Source organism: Pseudomonas baetica (genome assembly GCF_051216495.1).
GTDB classification, from domain to species: Bacteria; Pseudomonadota; Gammaproteobacteria; order Pseudomonadales; family Pseudomonadaceae; genus Aquipseudomonas; species Aquipseudomonas baetica_B.
Genome location: NZ_JBPKAM010000075.1, coordinates 14,601 through 32,296 on the forward strand (window position 1 = coordinate 14,601; position 17,696 = coordinate 32,296).

General features: G+C 60.9%; 13 protein-coding genes. 8 read left to right on the forward strand and 5 right to left on the reverse strand.

Annotation, left to right across the window (positions count from 1 at the left end; translation table 11 throughout):
* Positions 1-26: 26 nt before the first annotated feature.
* Positions 27-575: a type VI secretion system contractile sheath small subunit gene (gene tssB / locus ACSFE6_RS22685; RefSeq protein ID WP_435429674.1), complete on the reverse strand. Its 549-nt coding sequence runs from the start codon at positions 573-575 to the stop codon at positions 27-29.
* Positions 576-803: 228 nt separating this feature from the next.
* On the opposite strand from tssB, the gene ACSFE6_RS22690 reads away from it, so the two are divergent.
* Genes ACSFE6_RS22690 through tssA form a run of 5 tightly spaced genes read left to right on the forward strand, consistent with a single transcriptional unit; the run spans position 804 to position 8,310 of the window.
* Positions 804-1,256: a type VI secretion protein gene (locus ACSFE6_RS22690; RefSeq protein WP_435429675.1), complete on the forward strand. Its 453-nt coding sequence runs from the start codon at positions 804-806 to the stop codon at positions 1,254-1,256.
* Between the two features lie 51 nt (positions 1,257-1,307).
* Positions 1,308-2,639, forward strand: coding sequence for a type VI secretion system baseplate subunit TssK (gene tssK, locus ACSFE6_RS22695; protein WP_435429676.1), 1,332 nt, complete (start codon positions 1,308-1,310; stop codon positions 2,637-2,639).
* A gap of 18 nt (positions 2,640-2,657) precedes the next feature.
* Positions 2,658-3,416 carry a DotU family type IV/VI secretion system protein gene (locus ACSFE6_RS22700; protein WP_435429677.1) on the forward strand — a complete coding sequence of 253 codons (759 nt, stop codon included), beginning with the start codon at positions 2,658-2,660 and terminating at the stop codon, positions 3,414-3,416.
* Positions 3,413-7,234, forward strand: a complete 3,822-nt coding sequence (locus ACSFE6_RS22705) for a type VI secretion system protein (protein ID WP_435429678.1) — start codon at positions 3,413-3,415, stop codon at positions 7,232-7,234. Before ACSFE6_RS22700 ends, ACSFE6_RS22705 begins: the two co-directional genes overlap by 4 nt.
* Entirely contained in the window at positions 7,231-8,310 is a 1,080-nt protein-coding gene (gene tssA, locus ACSFE6_RS22710) for a type VI secretion system protein TssA (RefSeq protein WP_435429679.1), read from the forward strand. Before ACSFE6_RS22705 ends, tssA begins: the two co-directional genes overlap by 4 nt.
* On the opposite strand, the gene ACSFE6_RS22715 is transcribed toward tssA, so the two are convergent.
* From ACSFE6_RS22715 to ACSFE6_RS22725, 3 genes are all read right to left on the reverse strand, one after another.
* Positions 8,307-9,275 carry a 2-hydroxyacid dehydrogenase gene (locus ACSFE6_RS22715; RefSeq protein WP_435429680.1) on the reverse strand — a complete coding sequence of 323 codons (969 nt, stop codon included), beginning with the start codon at positions 9,273-9,275 and terminating at the stop codon, positions 8,307-8,309. The genes tssA and ACSFE6_RS22715 overlap by 4 nt on opposite strands.
* Positions 9,276-9,557: 282 nt before the next feature.
* Positions 9,558-10,166 (reverse strand): TetR/AcrR family transcriptional regulator, encoded by a 609-nt coding sequence (locus tag ACSFE6_RS22720; protein ID WP_435429681.1) that lies wholly within the window; start codon positions 10,164-10,166, stop codon positions 9,558-9,560.
* A gap of 29 nt (positions 10,167-10,195) precedes the next feature.
* Positions 10,196-10,579 (reverse strand): tautomerase family protein, encoded by a 384-nt coding sequence (locus ACSFE6_RS22725; RefSeq protein WP_435429682.1) that lies wholly within the window; start codon positions 10,577-10,579, stop codon positions 10,196-10,198.
* Positions 10,580-10,937: 358 nt separating this feature from the next.
* Between ACSFE6_RS22725 and ACSFE6_RS22730 the strand changes: the two genes are divergently transcribed.
* Both ACSFE6_RS22730 and ACSFE6_RS22735 read left to right on the forward strand, forming a co-directional pair.
* The gene (locus tag ACSFE6_RS22730) at positions 10,938-12,215 is read left to right on the forward strand and encodes a serine/threonine transporter (RefSeq protein WP_435429683.1); all 1,278 of its coding nucleotides are present in this window, start codon (positions 10,938-10,940) and stop codon (positions 12,213-12,215) included.
* A 94-nt stretch (positions 12,216-12,309) separates the two neighbouring features.
* Positions 12,310-13,962: a SulP family inorganic anion transporter gene (locus ACSFE6_RS22735; protein ID WP_435429684.1), complete on the forward strand. Its 1,653-nt coding sequence runs from the start codon at positions 12,310-12,312 to the stop codon at positions 13,960-13,962.
* Between the two features lie 156 nt (positions 13,963-14,118).
* Here ACSFE6_RS22735 and acnB read toward each other — a convergent pair whose 3' ends face one another.
* A complete protein-coding gene (acnB, locus tag ACSFE6_RS22740; protein WP_435429685.1) occupies positions 14,119-16,719 on the reverse strand; it encodes a bifunctional aconitate hydratase 2/2-methylisocitrate dehydratase in 2,601 nt (866 codons plus the stop codon).
* A gap of 455 nt (positions 16,720-17,174) precedes the next feature.
* Between acnB and ACSFE6_RS22745 the strand changes: the two genes are divergently transcribed.
* Positions 17,175-17,645 carry a DUF1289 domain-containing protein gene (locus ACSFE6_RS22745; RefSeq protein ID WP_096510965.1) on the forward strand — a complete coding sequence of 157 codons (471 nt, stop codon included), beginning with the start codon at positions 17,175-17,177 and terminating at the stop codon, positions 17,643-17,645.
* The last annotated feature ends 51 nt before the right edge of the window (positions 17,646-17,696 follow it).

The window sequence follows — 17,696 nt, forward strand, 5'->3', positions numbered from 1 at the left end:
CGGAATCTCCCTGAATGAGTGAGTGATCAGGCTTGCGGTTCGGTCGGGGTTTCGCTGTCGGTGTCGGCGGCAGGCGCGGCGCTGTCCGGACGGGCCGACTTGATTTCCTGCAAGCCCTCGGTGTTGGCGATGACGTCGCGCAGCAGCTTGTCCAGGTCGTCGTTGCCGTCGAGCTTGGTCAGCAGGTCGCGCAGGCGCTGACGGGCTTCGAACAGGCGCCGCAACGGGGTCACCTGCTCGACCACCTTGACCGGGTCGAAGTCGTCGATGTGTTTGAAGTTCAACTCGATGTTGAGCTTGCTGCCGTCACCGCTGAGGGTGTTGTCGACCTGCAAGGTGGCGCGCGGGGTGATCGAGGCGAGCACTTCGTTGAAGTTGTCGCGGTCGATCTCGGTGAAGCGCCGTTCACTCAGTTTGGGCAGGGGTTCAAGGGGTTTGCCGGAGAGGTCGGCGAGAATGCCGACCACCAGCGGCAGCTCCTTTTTCTCGATGGCGTCGCCGATTTCTACGTCGTAAGTGATCTGCACTCTGGGCGGGCGAACCCGGTCGAGCTTGTGCTGAGTACTTTCTGCCATGGTGGCTGACTCCGATGCATGAGGCGGGCGCAATGCATCGGGGGAGGCCCGTTCATCGCTTTCCCTTACTGGACCGTAGGTTAGAAAGGGAGGCAGATGGACCTGTCGTTCCTTTGACAAACCTTCCACGTTCGGCACGGGAGCCGAACTATCCAAGACGCTAGAACAGGTCTATAAAAATGCAAGCAAAAGCAATTTTGGACTGACCAGCGAAAAGGAAAATTCATTTTGTTTGCACGAGTGTTTGTCGCGACCTTGTTCCTGAGCCTCTGCGGTTGCTCGCTGTTCGGGCCTCGGGTCGACCTCGACAGCCTGATCCTGGATGTCGCCCCACGGGCCAACGACGACACACCGATTGCCGTGGATTTCATCGCCGTGAAAGATCCCGATTTGCTCAAGCAGTTGTCCGGCATCACAGCCAGGCAGTGGTTTACCGAGCGCGAACAGTTCCAGCGCGACTATCGGCAACTGATGGCGGTGTGGGGGCTGGAGCTGGTGCCGGGGCAGTTCATCGATCGCCAGCCCTTCCCGTTGGGTGGGCAGCGGGCCGCTGGACTTTTGGTCTTCGCCAGCTATAACACTCCCGGAGCGCACCGGTTGCGCCTGGATGACCAGAGCGATGCCTGGCTCAAATTCGGCAGTCGCGAGATGACCCTGGTCAGCAACGCGACCACGCAGTAATTGCACCCGCCGCCGGTGTGCGCGGCACTACGGAATGTCGAAGGGAATCGTATGAGTCTGCTACCTGATGCGGTTTGCTGGCATGAAGGCATGCAATTGCTGCCTCAGCATTTTCAGTTGCAAGGGTTGCGGGCCGAAGCGCTGGTGGCGCATTTGGCGCAAGCTTGCAATCCGTGGTTCTGGGGCGTGAGCCGGGCAGAGTTCGATCCTTCTGCACTGAGCGGCGGGCTCGTCCGTGTGCTCCAGCTCCGGGCGACCTTACCCGACGGTTTGCCCGTCAACATCCAGGCCGGCGTGGGGCCGATGCTGGAGTTGGATATCGGTGACGCGGTCAATGCTACCGACGATGCCACGGTCACGGTCTACCTGGCGGTCAGTCCGTTGTGGCGGGCCGGCCAGTTGGTGCCGCTCAAGGGACGGCTGCAATCGGTGGTCGGCGAGGCGCTGCCCGATCTCACCAGTGGCGAGTCCCCGGAGTCGATCACCGTTTGGCGGCCCAATCCTCGCCTTTGCACGCAATTGAACAAAGCCGATTCGATCTGTCTGCCGCTGCTGAGAATCCGCAAGGAGGGCGGCGGCTTTCACGCGCTGCCTTACACGCCACCCACGCCATGCCTGTTGCCGGACTCGGTGCTGGGGCGGCGGGTGGCTGGGTTGTGTGCCCGGACTCGGGAGAAATGCATGTTCCTCGCCGGGCGTTTGCGTCAGGCGCAGCAGGCGGGCAATCTGGACGACGCGATGGAGATCCGCCGGCAATTGACCGCACTCTGGGCGCGCCTGCCCGAGGTTGAAGGCACGCTGAACAGTCGACTGGCGACGCCGCAAGGCTTGCATGGGCAGCTACTTGGAATGGCCGGCGCCTGGGCGGCCCTCGATCCACTGGCCGGGGTGCCGGCGTTCGCGCCGCTGGATTTTCTTGAGCTGCAACGGGGCTTTGATGCGCTGCTCGATTGGCTGGAGAAGACACTGGAGCTGATCCGTGCGGGGTATCGCAGCCTGAACTTCGAACGCATCGAGCAGCATTTTTCCCTGCAACTCCCCGACGATCAACCCAGCCAACGGTTGGTGATCGGCTTGCGCATGCCCAACGGCGCCAGCGAGCAGGCAGCCGGCGAATGGCTGCGCGGCGCGATCATCGCGTCGGCGCCGCACATCGCACTGCTCGGCCGCCAGCGCATGAGCGGCCTGGCGCACCAGGCGATGAGTCGCCACGAGCAAGTGGCCTACAGCGTCGGTGATGACACGCGATTGTTCGTGGTGACGGCCGAAGGTTCGTGGTTCGACCCGCAGGTGCCGCTGGTGATCGCAGCCCCCGCGGCGAAGCCGGCCAGCAGTCCGTGGCAAGTGGTGCTGTTTGTCGCTCAGGTCAACGAACAGGTGTGATCAGGGAAGGGGCGTGGCATGTCGCAAGTCATCGCAACGGCAACACGAGGTCTTCAGGAAGCGCCATTGAGCAGCGCTTTTCGCGACGCCTGGCAGCAATGGTTCCGGGCCTGGAATGAATTGCCCAAGGACAGCGAGGATGATTCGCTGGTGGAGGCGGTCGTCGAGCTGTCCACCCAGGCCTCCCAGCGTCTGTGGCGTACGGCGTTCGCCCGGGTGGGGGATGCCGCCACCGATCAGGTCAAGGCGCTGGTCTATGCCTATGTCGCGCTGATCGATGAAACGCTGTTGTTCACTTCCTGGCCGGGGCAGGCGGCCTGGCAGGACAAGCCCCTGGAGTCGCGACTCTATGCCAGTCGTCAGGCGGGCGAGCAGGTGCCGCTGGCGATCAAGACCTTGCTGGACGAACAGAATCCCACCACCCGCGACTTGGCCAATGTCTATCTGCAATGCTTGATCCTCGGATTCCAGGGGGGCCTGCGCGGTGAGCAAAGCCAGGTGCAACATGAGCGATGGCGGCAGGCGCTGTACACCTTCGCCTGGCAGCATGAGGCGAGCGAGGAGGATGTCAGTGCCCGCCTGCAACAACCTGCGCTCGTTGCTCCCGTACAGTTGCCGGTTCGGCAGTCGCTGCCCGATGGCTTTCGCCTGTGGCTGTGCATCCTCGGGATGGTGTTGTTGCTGACGGGACTGGGACAGTTGTTCTGGCGTGACATCAGTCAGGAGCTCGAACCGGTGTTACAGATGACCGACGTTGCGCAGGAGCCGGTCGAATGAGTGCCTTGGCGATTGTCGCAACGGTCATCGCCCTGGTGTTGCTGCTGGTCGTGCTGTTGCTGGCGCTGTGGTGGTGGCGCACGCAAAGCGGGGCGGCGATTCGCAGTTTCTACATGGCTGTGCGATCGATGGAGCAGGAACAAGGCGTTCAGGATCGCTACCAGATGCCCTGGATGCTGATGCTCGGTAATGAAACCCAGGGCTCGCAGTTATGCAGCCAGTGGCAACTGCAACCCACGGACAAACCCGCCTGGTTTGGCCGCTGGTGGTCCGATTCCGATGGTGCCGTGCTGGTGGTGCCACAGGCGTTGTTTTTGCCCGATGAAGGCATGACACGGCAACGCGGAGGTTGGTGGCGGTTGTTGGGTTTGATTTTACGCCTGCGCAGCCAACGACCATTGGACGGGGTGATCTGGACCGTGCCAGTCAGCCGCCTGGGCAATGTAGAGCAGGCCGCCAGCCTGGGATTGGCGGCGCGTCGGCGGTTTATCGACTTGCTGCAACGCTTCGGACTGAGCCTGCCGGTGTACGTGGTGGTGACGGGCCTGGAGGAGCTGCCGGGGTTTCAGGAACTGATCTCGACGCTGCCCAAAGACGCCCGTGAGCGTACCCTGGGCTGGTCTTCGCCGTTTGGCCCGGACGCAGTCTGGCAATCGCAGAACACTGATCAGGCGCTGGACCAGGTGTATCGGGCACTGTCGGAATCGATCATCGAAATCGGCACCTTGTCCGGCCAACTGAGCAGCGACCTGTTTGCCTTGCCGGAGCGTTTCGAGACGCTGCGCCGACCCTTGCAAACCTTGCTGGAGCCGGTGTTCCAGGGCAACAGCCAAGGCGAGGCACCACGGTTTCGCGGCGTGTACTTCACCGCCAATCAGCCGGCGGAGGATACGCCTGACGGCTTTTCGGCCTACGACAACGACTTGCAGCGCAACGCCTTCATGCGCCAGTTATGGCGTCAGCGTGTGGTCGCCGAGCGCGGCCTGGCCCAAGCAGTGCCGCGCCTGTTGCGCCTGCGCCAACGCTGGCAGCGCCTGACCGCCGGGGTGGCGCTGTTACTCGGTGTGATCTGGGCCGGTTGCATGGTGTGGGTCTGGCAGCAGTCGGTAAAAGACGCCCATGACCTGGCGCGTCACCTGCAAGCGGCGCAAAAAAGCTACGTGTCCGTGACCGATGAAACTCATTGGCTGGAGCCGACGCGCCGTAATGTCCAGAGTTTCTGGCGGGTGCTGGAAAAGGCGCCGCGCTGGACGTTTACCTCTCTGGCATACCCAACGTCGTGGTTCTCTTCGCTGGATGCGCGATTGGAGAGCGAGTTGCGTGAGACCGCCCGGCGTCATTTGCTGCACCCGTTGCATGAACTGCTGCTTGCCGAGATGACGCAACTCAAATCCATCCGTAACACCGAGCGTCGCGGTAATGTGGAAAGCGAGGATCCGGCGCAGTGGCAAAACTACGTCAAGGCTAATGAACTGGTGTCGCTGGCGGTCGGCCTGGAGCAGCAGAACCAGTGGTTCAACCAGGCTTTGAACAGCACCAAGGATCCACTCGAGGACCTGATACAGCTGAGCAACAACGCGCTGTCGCTGAACCTCAATGCCGGTACGCTGCGCCACGCCGCTTACTACAACCGTCTGTTGTTCGACACTGACGACACCGACTTCAAGGCCCTGGACCTGAGCGCGGATCGCGCATTGGTCGAGGAAAATTTCTCCGGGCTCATGGAGCGCTGGCTGGATCAGTATTTTCTGGCTGACAACTTCGTGCGTCAGGCCGGTTACCTCAAACTGCATCTGGAACAGTTGGAAGTGGGCAGCGGCAACTCCCTGAAGGAGCTCGAAGACCTGCGCGGTCTGGTGGATGACCTGCAAGCGCAAATCAGCCTGACCAACTCGGCCTGGGGGCGTGGCAAGGGCCAGGACCTGGTGCCGGGGTATCGGGAAATGATGAACAAAGTGCGCCAGAGCAGCTTGCTCGGGCCCCAGGTGGAGCAGCGCCTGGAACTGCAAGCGGCGAACTTGCAGCAGCGTTTCCGTGACCAATGGATCGCGCAGTTGGGCGCCCGGGGCAACCTGCTGGCGCAGCAGGGCAGTGGGCAACTGGTGTTGCAGGAACATGTGGTACAGCTCGATAACGCGGTGCAGGCGCTGTTCAAGCGTGACTTCGTTTCGATCGCGATGCACTCGGATCAGGCGGACGCGGCGATCGTGCAAGGAGAGAGTGTCGATGGCGATGACCTCAATGCGGCGCTCAATTACTTCGCCAGCTACAAGAGTTATGTCGCCGACGAGTTGCCGCGTATCCCGGCGGATTACCGCGGTGCGCTGATGCAGTCCGCCGAGGGCGCGGTGGCCAAGGCCATGTGGCAAAGCATCAGCACCCACAATGAGCAGACGCACGCCTACGGCGTATTCAACGTGCAGGCGCCGCAGGCCATCGCGTTGCAGAAAGCCTTTGTCGAGGTACGACGCAGCGACCTCGCCACCCGCCTGCAAAGCGCCTTGAATCGCCGCGCCATGGCGCAGATCACCGACGGCCTGGAGGAAGTGGTGGCGCAGCCATTGTTCAGCGGGCGCGCGGAAATCAATCAGTGGGACGGCTCGAAAAATCTAGGCTTGCAGCTGTTTGGCGCCAGTGATGTGCAGGACTTGAAGCTCAATCTCAAGCAGCAGTTCAACACCATGCTCGGCATCACCGAACGCCGCACCTCGGCGCTGGAGTGGTTGAAGACCCAGCAGCAGAACCTGCCGGCGCTGGATTACGAGCGTGTGACGCAGTTCAGTGCGCTCAATGACGAGTTGCTCAAGTACAAGGATCAGAACCCGGCCAGTTCGCCGGCACAGATCGAGCAACTAGTCAGCCGTGACTTCATTGACATGGACACCGGGTCCTGCGGCCAGATCCTGCAAACCGTCAACTTGTCAGGGGGGCGCGGCACGCTGGCCATGCGTGCGCTGGATTTGCAGCAAACTGCCATGCGCCGCTGCCAGTGGTTGCAACAGCAACAGGCATCCGCCGCCTGGAATGACCTGGCCAATTACTTCAATCAGTACCTGGCCGATCGCTTTCCGTTCGCCAACGGTCTGCAGGTCGCCGACGCCGATCCGGCGCGGGTACAGCATTTCCTGGAGCTGATCGACAAGCGCCTGCCGGTGGCCCAGGCCGGGCTATCCCTGAGCCAGACCCCCGAACGATTGGCTGCCGAGGATTTTCTCAACCGCCTGAAACAGGCCAGCACCTGGCTGGGTCCACTGTTCATCCGCGACAAGAGCGGCATCCTCGGGCTTGAACTGGATGTGCGCTGGCGTACTGACCGTGAGGAAGAACGTGGTGCCGATCAGGTGATTGCCTGGAGCCTGATCGCTGGCAACCAGCAGGTCAGCTACCCCGGTGAACCCCAGCCGAACCTGCGCTGGATGGTCGGTCAGCCGATCCGCCTGACTCTGCGCTGGGCGCGCAACGGTTCCCAGCGGCCGGTCAACGATCCGTTGCAATCGAGTCTGGTAGTGCGAGACCTGGAAGCGGGTTGGGAGTACAGCGGCCCCTGGTCGTTGCTGCGTCTGATGCGCGCGCATTATTCCGTACAACGCCAGCCGAACGTGGATTACACCGAGTTCCCGCTGAGCTTGCGCCTGCCGGTCACGGCGCAGCCCAACGTCACCTCCGGGCAAACCCTGATGTACATGCGCCTGTCGCTGATGACCCAGGGCTCGAAACTGCCGTTGTCGATTCAACCGCTGCCCACTCGCGCCCCGCGTTCTCCGTTTGCGTTCACGGGCACAACCGCCGCCAATTCGATGCAGGAGGAGGGCCTGTGAGCCTGCCATCAACGACGTTGCCTGAACGGGTTACCCGGTTGCTGACGCCGATCAGCGAAGAGGCACCTTGCGGGCTGGATCTGCGTTACGAGCGTGAGTTCGACCTGTTGCGTGAAATGCGCCGCGAAGACGACACCAGCCTGCCCACGGGCGTCTGGCAATCGTCGATCAAACGGGCGCAATGGCCGGAGGTGGAGAAGCTGGCAACGAGTCTGTTGCTGGAGCGCAGCAAGGATCTGATGCTCAGCGCCTGGCTGGGGGAGGCTTGGCTGCATCAGGCCGGGCTCGAAGCGTTACCCGACAGTCTGGCGCTGGTGGCCGGATTATGTGAACGCTATCCGCAACAACTGCACCCCCAGGCCGAGGATGGCGATCAATCCTGGCGGGTGATTCCGCTGGAGTGGCTGGTGCGTCGTTTTAGCGAGGTGCTGTTGACCCGCGTGCCACTGTTTGCGTCGGGCAATAGCGAATTCGACGGCTTCAGTCTCGATAACTGGCGACGATTGCAGTTGCAGCAGGTCCAGGGTAATGACAGCAAGGGCGCCAAGGCGTCGGCGGAGAATGCACGCAGCGAACAGAAAAAACTGGTCGAGCAGGTCCGCGCAATTCCCTTGTCATCCTGGTTGGGCAAACAGGACAACCTGCTGCTCAGCCTGCAACAACTGCAACGATTGGAGACCTGGAGCGATCAGCAGCTCGGCGATCAAGGCCCGGGGTATCGCCCCTTGCAAGATATCATTGAAGCGCTGTTGACGTTGGTCCGGGAGTTCATCGCCATGCATCCAGGACAGACTGTTGCGACTCCCGCCGAAACCCCTGTGGCACAGCCGCAGATCGATTCGCCGGAAATGCCATCGCCCCAGGTTTTTCGCGAACCGGGCAGTCGTGAGGAGGCCTATCGGCAACTGCTGGTCATTGCCGAGTACCTGTCGCGGACCGAGCCCCACAGCCCCGTGCCGTATCTGATCAAGCGCGGGGTGGAGTGGGGCAACAAGCCGTTGAGCGAATTGCTGGGCGAGCTGATCAGCGCCGATGCCGAATCCCGTCGGCTCTGGACGCTGCTCGGCGTTCTTTAGTGGACTTGCAGGCTGGAGGCCGGCTGCGGTAATTCGATCGGTGTCTGCACTGGTTGACCGGAGAAAAACGCCACCAGATTCTTGCCCACCAACTCCACGGTGCCTTGGGTCGCTTCCGGTGACAGACCGGCGACGTGGGGCGTGAGGATCACGTTGCTCAGGTTTTTCAGGGCGTCCGGCACCTGCGGTTCGGCATCGAATACATCCAGCGCGGCGCCGGCGATCCGCCGTTGCTCCAGCGCACTGATCAGGTCGGCGGTCACGACCACACTGGCCCGGGCAATGTTGACGAGAAAACCCTTGGGACCCAGGGCATCGAGGACCTGGCGGTTGATCAGGTGTTGGGTACCGAGACCGCCCGGAGCCGCGACGATCAGAAAGTCCGAGGCGCGTGCCAGCTCGGTGGGGGTCGAGCAGTAGTCGTAGGGTACGTTGCTGCGATGCTGGCGGTTGTGATAACTCACGGTCATGTCGAAACCCGCGGCGGCGCGTTTGGCAATGGCCAGGCCGACGGCGCCAAGGCCGAGAATGCCCAGTCGCTTGCCGGCCAGGGACGGGCGCATGATTTTTGGCCACTCGCCCCGGCGTACGGCGGCGTCGCAACGCGGCACATCGCGCACCAGCGACAGCAGCAGGGCCATGGCGTGGTCGGCGACCGACGAGGCATTGACCCCGGCGCCATTGGTCACGGTGATGTCCCGGTCGGCGGCGGCTTGCAGGTCGACCATTTCGTATCCGGCACCGATCACGCAGATGATCTTGAGATTGGGCAGGGCGGCGATTTCATCGGTGTACAGGCCCAGTGGGCCACGGGTCAGGACGGCATCGATCTGGCTTGCATGACGGCTGATGGCTTCGGCGCGCTCGGCCGGGGTCGGGGCCAGAATCAGGTGGAAGCCCTGATGTTCGAGAATGGGCAGGTAATCATTGATGGTTTCAACCAGTACCAGAACGGTTGCGGGCATGCTTGGCTCCTGTTGGGCATGAGATGGGCTCGAACGTCGGTTGAGAGTGCTGGCTGCGAAACATTTTGGCAATGCTGTCTTCGCATGCTTTTGAGTGTAGGAGCTGGCGCAGCCTGCGATCTTTTTTTGACGACGCTGAATATTCAGACCGGGGAAGGTAATGCTGTTCACTGTAGGAGCGAGCAAGCTCGCGATGGACTTCAGGACGCCACGGGGTGTCAGGCTGCCAGCGTTATCGTTGACGTCCATCGCGAGCTTGCTCGCTCCTACAAGTGAACAGCATTAGATCGGGGAAGGGGGCTCGGGCTTCTCAGCGGTCAAAAAACGTTGAGCAGCTTTGAGGATCTCATCCGACAGGGCTTCGCCCCGGGTGGCGCGGGCCAGCGTTAGGGCGCCGACCATCAATGAGTACTGCACCAGTGCCTGCTGCCGATTTTCGTCGGGGTCTTCTGAATCCATCAGCTTGCCAAATGAATCGAGCAGCCGGTTCAGTCCTTCCAGGAACGGTTCGCGTAGGCCACTGTCGGCGCTTTCATGGCACATGTCGCCGGCGAAGGCCACGACCGGGCAGCTTTCGCCCGGGTTATCTCGGCTATGGGCGGAGAGGTACGGCTCGATGAGGGCCTTGCGCGCGGCGGCCTTGTCGTCGGTGGTGGCGATCCGTTCCCGCCAGCGTGTGCCCACCTCTTTGAAGACCCGTTCACTGGCCTCCTTGGCCAAGGCTTCCTTGGACTCGAAGTGACCGTAGAAGCCGCCATGGGTCAGGCCGGCAGCGGCCATCACATCGACCACACTGATGCCGTGCAGGCCACGTTCGCGAAACAGCCGTGTAGCGGCGTCGACAATGGTTTCGCGGTTGAGGTCGGCTTGCTTGCGGGAAACTCGAGGCATTGGCGGCTCACAGGTATCAAGATTGGCGATCAGAGGGCGTATTGGGCAATGCCATTGCCGAACGACCAGTTTTCCTTCTTCACTTCCACCAGATTAATGAAAACATCTTCCAGGCGCACGGCCAGTTCGCTGTGCAGACTCTCGGCGATGGTTTTGTAGAGCAGTTTCTTCTGCTCGACGGTGCGGCCTTCGCTCATGGTTATCTGAATGACCACCAGGTTGTCAGTGCGCTGGATGCCCAGGTATTGGGGATCAAAGATGAAGTGATGCTCGTCGTGTTCGGCCAGGATCTGGAAGTTATCGTCCTTGGGCACGCCAATGGTGCTGTGCATCGCCGCGTAGATCAGCTCGCCGATGCGTTTGGCGTAGGTGGGGTCCTGTTGCTTTTTGATTTCGACGCGAACCAGTGGCATGGCATGACTCCGGGTTGAGGGCAGGTGTGTTTAAAAATACATGATGAATGACCTTTATCAAGCGCTCGTCGTCGGAAGAGATAGTTGATGCCCTGTAGGAGCGAGCATGCTCGCGATGGGTTCAAGAACACCTCGGGGTGTCAGGCTGACAGCGTTATCGTTAACGACCATCGCGAGCATGCTCGCTCCTACAGGGGGGTAGGGTGCAACCTGGTACAACCGTTCCTCATCTAAGTCTTTGCTTCTGTTCATTAATCTTGGAGAATCGCGCCCCTGTTTCGGTCAGGGCGCTGCCTGTCGGGTATTCCGACGCGTTCTGGCCGGGTGGCAAGTGACCGGAATGTGGAGATCCCACCGGATGAATGATCAGGCCAATAGCGTTAACGAACGCTTTGTAGCAGCGACACCCGCGACGCTTTCGAGCTGGAACCGTCAGGACACCACCTGGATGCTGGGCCTTTTTGGCACGGCGATTGGTGCGGGCACCCTGTTTTTACCGATCAATGCGGGCCTGGGCGGCTTCTGGCCGCTGCTGGTCCTGGCGTTGCTGGCGTTCCCGATGACCTTCTACGCGCACCGCGGCCTGACCCGCTTCGTGTTGTCCGGTCGTGAAGGCGCGGACATCACCGAGGTGGTGGAGGAGCATTTCGGCCTCAAGGCCGGCGCGTTGATCACCTTGCTGTACTTCTTCGCGATCTTCCCGATCCTGCTGATCTACAGCGTGGCCCTGACCAACACCGTGGGCAGCTTCCTGGAACATCAACTGCACATCATGCCGCCACCGCGCGCCGTGCTGTCGCTGGTGCTGATCCTCGGTCTGCTGGCAGTGGTGCGTTGCGGCGAGCAGTTGATCGTCAAGGCCATGAGCCTGATGGTCTACCCATTCATCGTCGCGCTGCTGTTCCTGGCGGTGTATCTGATTCCGCACTGGAACGGCGGCATCCTGACCACGGCCAGTAGCGTGCCTGAGCCGTCGGCGCTGTTGCACACCCTATGGCTGGCAATCCCGGTGATGGTGTTCTCGTTCAATCACTCGCCGATCATCTCGGCGTTCGCGGTGGACCAGAAGCGTCGTTACGGTGACCACGCCGAACAGCGCAGCTCGCAGATCCTGTCTCGCGCCCACGCCTTGATGGTGGTGATGGTGCTGTTCTTCGTCTTCAGCTGCGTGCTGACACTGTCGCCAGCGCAACTGGCCGAGGCGAAAGCGCAGAACCTGTCGATCCTGTCGTACCTGGCCAACCACTTCAGCAACCCGACCATCGCCTTCGCGGCGCCGTTGATTGCCTTCGTGGCCATTTCCAAGTCGTTCCTGGGGCACTACATCGGCGCCAGCGAAGGCCTCAAGGGCCTGATCGTCAAAAGCGGCAAGCGTCCGGCGGCCAAGACCCTGGATCGCATGACCGCTGCCTTCATGCTGGTGGTGTGCTGGATTGTTGCCACGCTGAACCCGAGCATCCTCGGCATGATCGAAACCCTGGGCGGCCCGGTGATTGCGGCCATCCTGTTCCTGATGCCGATGTACGCCATTCGCAAGGTGCCAGCGATGGCACGCTACCGTGGCCAGGCATCGAACGTGTTTGTCGTCGCAGTGGGCCTGGTGGCGATTTCGGCGTTGATCTATTCGTTGATTTGATCGCTCGGCCGGCTCGCCTGGTGCCGGTTTGACAGCTACAGTGGCCGTTGCGCGTGAAGCGTGCAGCGGCTTTTTTTCGCCTGGAGACACTGGATTGTCGAGCGCCTCGCCTCAAAACCCCTCTGAGCAACGCAACCGATGGCAGGACCTGTTGGCCGGGTTGTCGATCGCCGGACTGCTGTTGCCCGAAGCGGTCGCGTACTCAAGCATCGCGGCACTCGCTCCCCAGGCGGGCGTCATCGCCCTGTTCGCCGGCCTGTTGTGCTATGGCCTGTTCGGCTCCAGTCGCTTTGCCATTGTCTCTGCGACCTCATCCTCGGCCGCCGTCCTGGCTGCCGCGACCGCCACCCTGGCCAATGGCGACCCGCACCTGCGCTCGACCCTGGCGATCGGGCTGGTGCTGATGACCGGTGCATTCTTTTTGCTGGCGGGCTTATTCAAGCTCGGCAGCGTGACGTCATTCATCGCCAAACCTGTGTTGCGCGGTTTTGCCTTCGGCCTGGCGCTGACCATTATTTTCAAGCAGGTCGCCAGTGTGGTCGGGGTGCATCTGAGTGATGCCAATCTGGTGCGATTCCTGCCGCAGTTGCTCGAACAACTGCCCCAATGGAATGGGGTCGCCGCGAGCGTTGGTACCGTGGCTTTGCTGCTGTTACACCTGTTTGCGAGGTTTCGACGCCTGCCTGGCGGATTGCTGGTGGTGGTGATTGGCATCGCCGCCGGCCATTGGTTGGACCTGCCGGCGTACGGAGTGAAGTTGATCGGGGTGATCGACCTCAGCCTGGACGTGCCAACGCTTCCGGTTCTGCCGTTCGCTGACTGGTTGCGTCTTGGGGAACTGGCGTTTGCCATGGTGATGATCCTGTACGCGGAGTCCTACGGCTCCATCAGTGCCTACGCGCTTAAACACGGCGATCGCATCACCTCCAATCGGGACCTGCTGGCGCTCGGTGCTTCCAATCTGCTGTCCGGCCTGTTCCACGGCATGCCCGCGGGTGCAGGGTATTCGGCGACATCGGCCAATGAAGCCGCTGGCGCAACCTCACGGCTGGCCGGTGGGGTGGCGGCACTGGTGGTGCTGCTCATCGTTTTGACGGTGTTGCCTTATATCGCCCTGACCCCGGAGCCGATTCTCGCCGCTATCGTCATCCACGCGCTGAGTCGTGGTTTGAGCCTGCAACCGTTGGGACGCTATTTCATCTGGCGGCGTGACCGTCTGCTGGTGATTTGCGCCGTGGGGGCGGTGCTGGTATTGGGTGTGCTCGACGGTTTGCTGGTGGCGGTGGCAATCAGCGTGTTACTGATGCTCAAGCAGATGTCGGCAGCAGACATCCAGATTCTCGGTCGTATCGATGACGGCCACGATTTTGTCGACTTGCAACGCCATCCGACGGCGAAAACGCAGCCGGGTGTGTTGATTGTCCGTCCGGATGAAGCGTTGTTCTTTGCCAATGTCGAGCGGATCCTCGGCGGCGCCTTGCGCCTGATCCGGCATTCGCAGGCGCCGATTCATACGGTGATTCTCAGTCTGGAAGAGTCGCCGGATCTGGATGGCACCAGCATTGAGGCGATGCAGGCATTTTTTGAGCGTGTAGATCTGGAAGGCAAGCGATTGATTCTGGCTCGCCTCAAGGACAGTGCCGAAGCCGCATTGGCTGCGTTGCCCGAGGTGAAGGCCTGCAACGTGATGTTGAGTGGATTGAGTGTGGATGGGGCGGTGCAGCAGGCGCTTGAGCCGAACGTATAACTTGTGGGAGCGAGCCTGCTCGCGAAGGCGATGTGCCAGCTGACATCAATGTCGACTGAATTATCGCTTTCGCGAGCAGGCTCGCTCCCACAGGGAAAGCATAAAAAAAACGCCGCTCATCTCACGATGGGCGGCGTTTTTCATTGCTGTGTAACGTTAGGCTTGAACGACCGGGATGTTGGCGTTCGCTGCAGCTTCACGGAACTCGGCGATCTGGTCGAAGGACAGGTAGCGGTAAACATCGGCCGCCATGCTGTCGATCTTGCCAGCGTATTCCATGTACTCCTCGACGGTCGGCAGGCGACCCAGGATGGAAGCCACGGACGCCAGCTCAGCCGAAGCCAGGTAGACGTTCGCGCCGTCACCCAGACGGTTCGGGAAGTTACGGGTCGAGGTCGACACCACGGTGCTGTTTGGCTCTACGCGTGCCTGGTTACCCATGCACAGCGAGCAGCCTGGCATTTCCATGCGAGCGCCGGCCTTGCCGTAAATGCCGTAGTAGCCTTCTTCGGTCAGTTGGTGAGCGTCCATCTTGGTCGGCGGCGACAGCCACAGACGGGTTGGCAGCTGACCCTTGACCTGATCCAGCAGTTTACCGGCAGCGCGGAAGTGACCGATGTTGGTCATGCACGAACCGATGAACACTTCGTCGATCTTCTCGCCAGAAACGCTGGAGAGCAGGCGAGCGTCGTCCGGGTCGTTCGGCGCGCAGAGCACAGGCTCCTTGATGTCGGCCAGGTCGATCTCGATGACTTCGGCGTATTCAGCGTCTTTGTCCGCTTCCATCAGCTCAGGGTTGGCCAGCCAGGCTTCCATCGCTTGGGCGCGACGTTCCAGGGTACGGGCATCGCCGTAGCCTTCGCCGATCATCCAGCGCAGCAGGGTGATGTTCGATTGCAGGTATTCGGCGATCGACTCTTTGGACAGCTGGATGGTGCAGCCGGCAGCCGAACGTTCGGCCGAGGCGTCGGACAGTTCGAACGCTTGTTCTACGGTCAGCTTAGGCAGACCTTCGATCTCCAGGATGCGGCCGGAGAAGGCGTTCTTCTTGCCTTTCTTCTCGACGGTCAGCAGGCCTTTCTGGATCGCGTAGTAAGGGATGGCATGAACCAGGTCACGCAGGGTGACGCCTGGTTGCAGCTCGCCCTTGAAGCGAACCAGTACCGACTCAGGCATGTCCAGTGGCATGACGCCAGTGGCTGCGGCGAACGCAACCAGGCCGGAACCGGCCGGGAACGAGATGCCGATCGGGAAACGGGTGTGGGAGTCACCACCGGTACCCACGGTGTCTGGCAGCAGCATGCGGTTCAGCCACGAGTGGATGATGCCGTCGCCCGGACGCAGCGATACGCCGCCACGGGTCATGATGAAGTCAGGCAGGGTGTGGTGGGTGGTCACGTCGATCGGCTTCGGATACGCCGCGGTGTGGCAGAAGGACTGCATCACCAGGTCGGTCGAGAAGCCCAGGCACGCCAGGTCTTTCAGTTCGTCACGGGTCATTGGACCGGTGGTGTCCTGAGAACCTACGGTGGTCATCTTCGGTTCGCAGTAGGTGCCCGGACGAACGCCGGTCACGCCGCAAGCCTTGCCGACCATCTTCTGCGCCAGGGTGAAACCCTTGGTGCTTTCAGCGGGCGCTTCAGGCTTCTTGAACAGGGTCGAAGGTGGCAGGCCCAGCTCGGTGCGAGCCTTCTCGGTCAGGCCACGGCCGATGATCAGCGGAATACGGCCGCCGGCGCGAACTTCGTCCAACAGGACCGGGGTCTTCATTTCGAAGGTGGTCAGAACTTCGTCGGTGCCGTGCTTGCAGACTTTGCCAGCATGCGGGTACAGGTCGATCACGTCGCCCATGTTCATGCCGGAAACGTCGAATTCGATTGGCAGTGCGCCAGCATCTTCCATGGTGTTGTAGAAGATCGGAGCGATCTTGCTGCCGAAGCAGAAACCGCCGGCACGCTTGTTCGGTACGTAAGGAACGTCGTCACCGAAGAACCACAGTACGGAGTTGGTTGCCGATTTACGCGAAGAACCGGTACCGACCACGTCACCGACGTAGGCAACCGGGAAACCGCCGTTGCGCATTTCTTCGATCTGCTTCATCGGGCCGGTCTTGCCTTGCTCGTCCGGAACGATGCCGTCACGGGCCATTTTCAGCATGGCCAGGGCGTGCAGCGGGATGTCAGGACGGGACCAGGCATCTGGAGCAGGGGACAGGTCGTCGGTGTTGGTCTCGCCAGTCACCTTGAACACGCGCAGGCTGATCTTGTCGGCCAGGGTTGGACGCTTCACGAACCACTCGCCATCAGCCCAGGACTGCAGCACGGCCTTGGCGTGAACGTTACCGTTCTTGGCTTTTTCAGCGACGTCGTGGAAGGCATCGAACATCAGCAGGGTGTGCTTGAGTTCTTCGGCAGCGACGGGTGCCAGTTCGGCGTCGTCCAGCAGGTTGACCAAGGTCACGATGTTGTAGCCGCCCTGCATGGTGCCGAGCAGTTCAACAGCGCGCTTCTTGTCGATCAGGGGGGATTTGGCTTCGCCTTTGGCGATGGCGGACAGGAAGCCGGCCTTGACGTAGGCTGCTTCGTCCACTCCAGGCGGTACGCGATTGGTGATCAGGTCAACGAGAAATGCTTCTTCGCCAGCCGGGGGATTTTTCAGCAGCTCGACCAGGCCTGCAGTTTGTTCGGCGTTTAGCGGCTGGGGAACGATACCCAGTGCTGCGCGCTCTTCGATATGTTTGCGGTAGGCTTCAAGCACAGTTATTACCCTCATCAGTGGTCCCAAATGGGTGTCCGGGACGCTCATCCCGAAATTGCCGTACTCATGCGCTGCATGGCGTTGTGAGCCACTTAGCCAGAATTACCGACAATTCCTTACAGAAGCTGCTTTCAAAGTTTTACGCCTGCAGAACGGGAGCTGATGAGGGTTGGCGTTGGGCTTTTCCCCGCTGGAAAAACCCCTCGCCAACACCGTTCTGAAGGAACGACTGTGCTCGTGACGCTTTGAAAACAGCTTCTAACGGACATTGGCGCCTAAAAAGGCAGGCTGATTCTACGGCAAAAAAAAATTAAAGGTAAGTCAGGTTTTATTGGACTTTGGTGGAGGCGGTTCACAACCCCGGATTCTCCTGAGGCCCTCAACTTTGAGGGGTGATCAATGGTGGACAAAGGGCTAACATACCGGCCTGTTTAGCTTTTCGCGTTCGCCTACCTATGCCCAATCAGACCATCAAGACACCCTGCGTGGGCCTTTGCTCCACTGTTTACGGCGACCTGGTGTGCCGTGGCTGCAAGCGTTTCCACCATGAAGTGATTCACTGGAACGGTTACAACGAGGAGGAAAAACGCGCGGTTTGGCTGCGTCTCGAGCAGTTGTTGTCCCAGGTGATGGCGGCCAAGGTGGAAATTTTCGATGCGTCGCTGCTCAGAACCCAGCTGGAGCAACGCAAGATCCGCTTCGTGCCGCATCAATCGGCCTATTGCTGGGCCTACCAGTTGATCGCCCGGGGCGCGCGGGTCATCAATAATCTGGAAGCCTACGGGATGGTTTTACTGCCGGAGTTCCGTGACTGGAACCTGCCGGAACTGCGTGATGCCATTGATCGGGAGTTTTTCCTGCTGTCCGAGGCGCATTACCAGCGCTACATCGCGCCTGGTTTCCTCAAGGATGCGTTTGGCGGGTGATTTTTAGAGGCTTCGCGAGCAGGCTCGCTCCCACAGAGGAATGCATTTCCC

Coding starts and splice junctions, on each gene's coding strand:
- ACSFE6_RS22725 (WP_435429682.1), bottom strand. CDS start 10,579: ATGCCACTGGTTCGCGTCGAAATCAAAAAGCAACAGGACCCCACCTAC.
- tssB (WP_435429674.1), bottom strand. CDS start 575: ATGGCAGAAAGTACTCAGCACAAGCTCGACCGGGTTCGCCCGCCCAGA.
- tssK (WP_435429676.1), top strand. CDS start 1,308: ATGAGTCTGCTACCTGATGCGGTTTGCTGGCATGAAGGCATGCAATTG.
- ACSFE6_RS22715 (WP_435429680.1), bottom strand. CDS start 9,275: ATGCCCGCAACCGTTCTGGTACTGGTTGAAACCATCAATGATTACCTG.
- ACSFE6_RS22745 (WP_096510965.1), top strand. CDS start 17,175: ATGCCCAATCAGACCATCAAGACACCCTGCGTGGGCCTTTGCTCCACT.
- ACSFE6_RS22730 (WP_435429683.1), top strand. CDS start 10,938: ATGAATGATCAGGCCAATAGCGTTAACGAACGCTTTGTAGCAGCGACA.
- ACSFE6_RS22720 (WP_435429681.1), bottom strand. CDS start 10,166: ATGCCTCGAGTTTCCCGCAAGCAAGCCGACCTCAACCGCGAAACCATT.
- ACSFE6_RS22705 (WP_435429678.1), top strand. CDS start 3,413: ATGAGTGCCTTGGCGATTGTCGCAACGGTCATCGCCCTGGTGTTGCTG.
- ACSFE6_RS22700 (WP_435429677.1), top strand. CDS start 2,658: ATGTCGCAAGTCATCGCAACGGCAACACGAGGTCTTCAGGAAGCGCCA.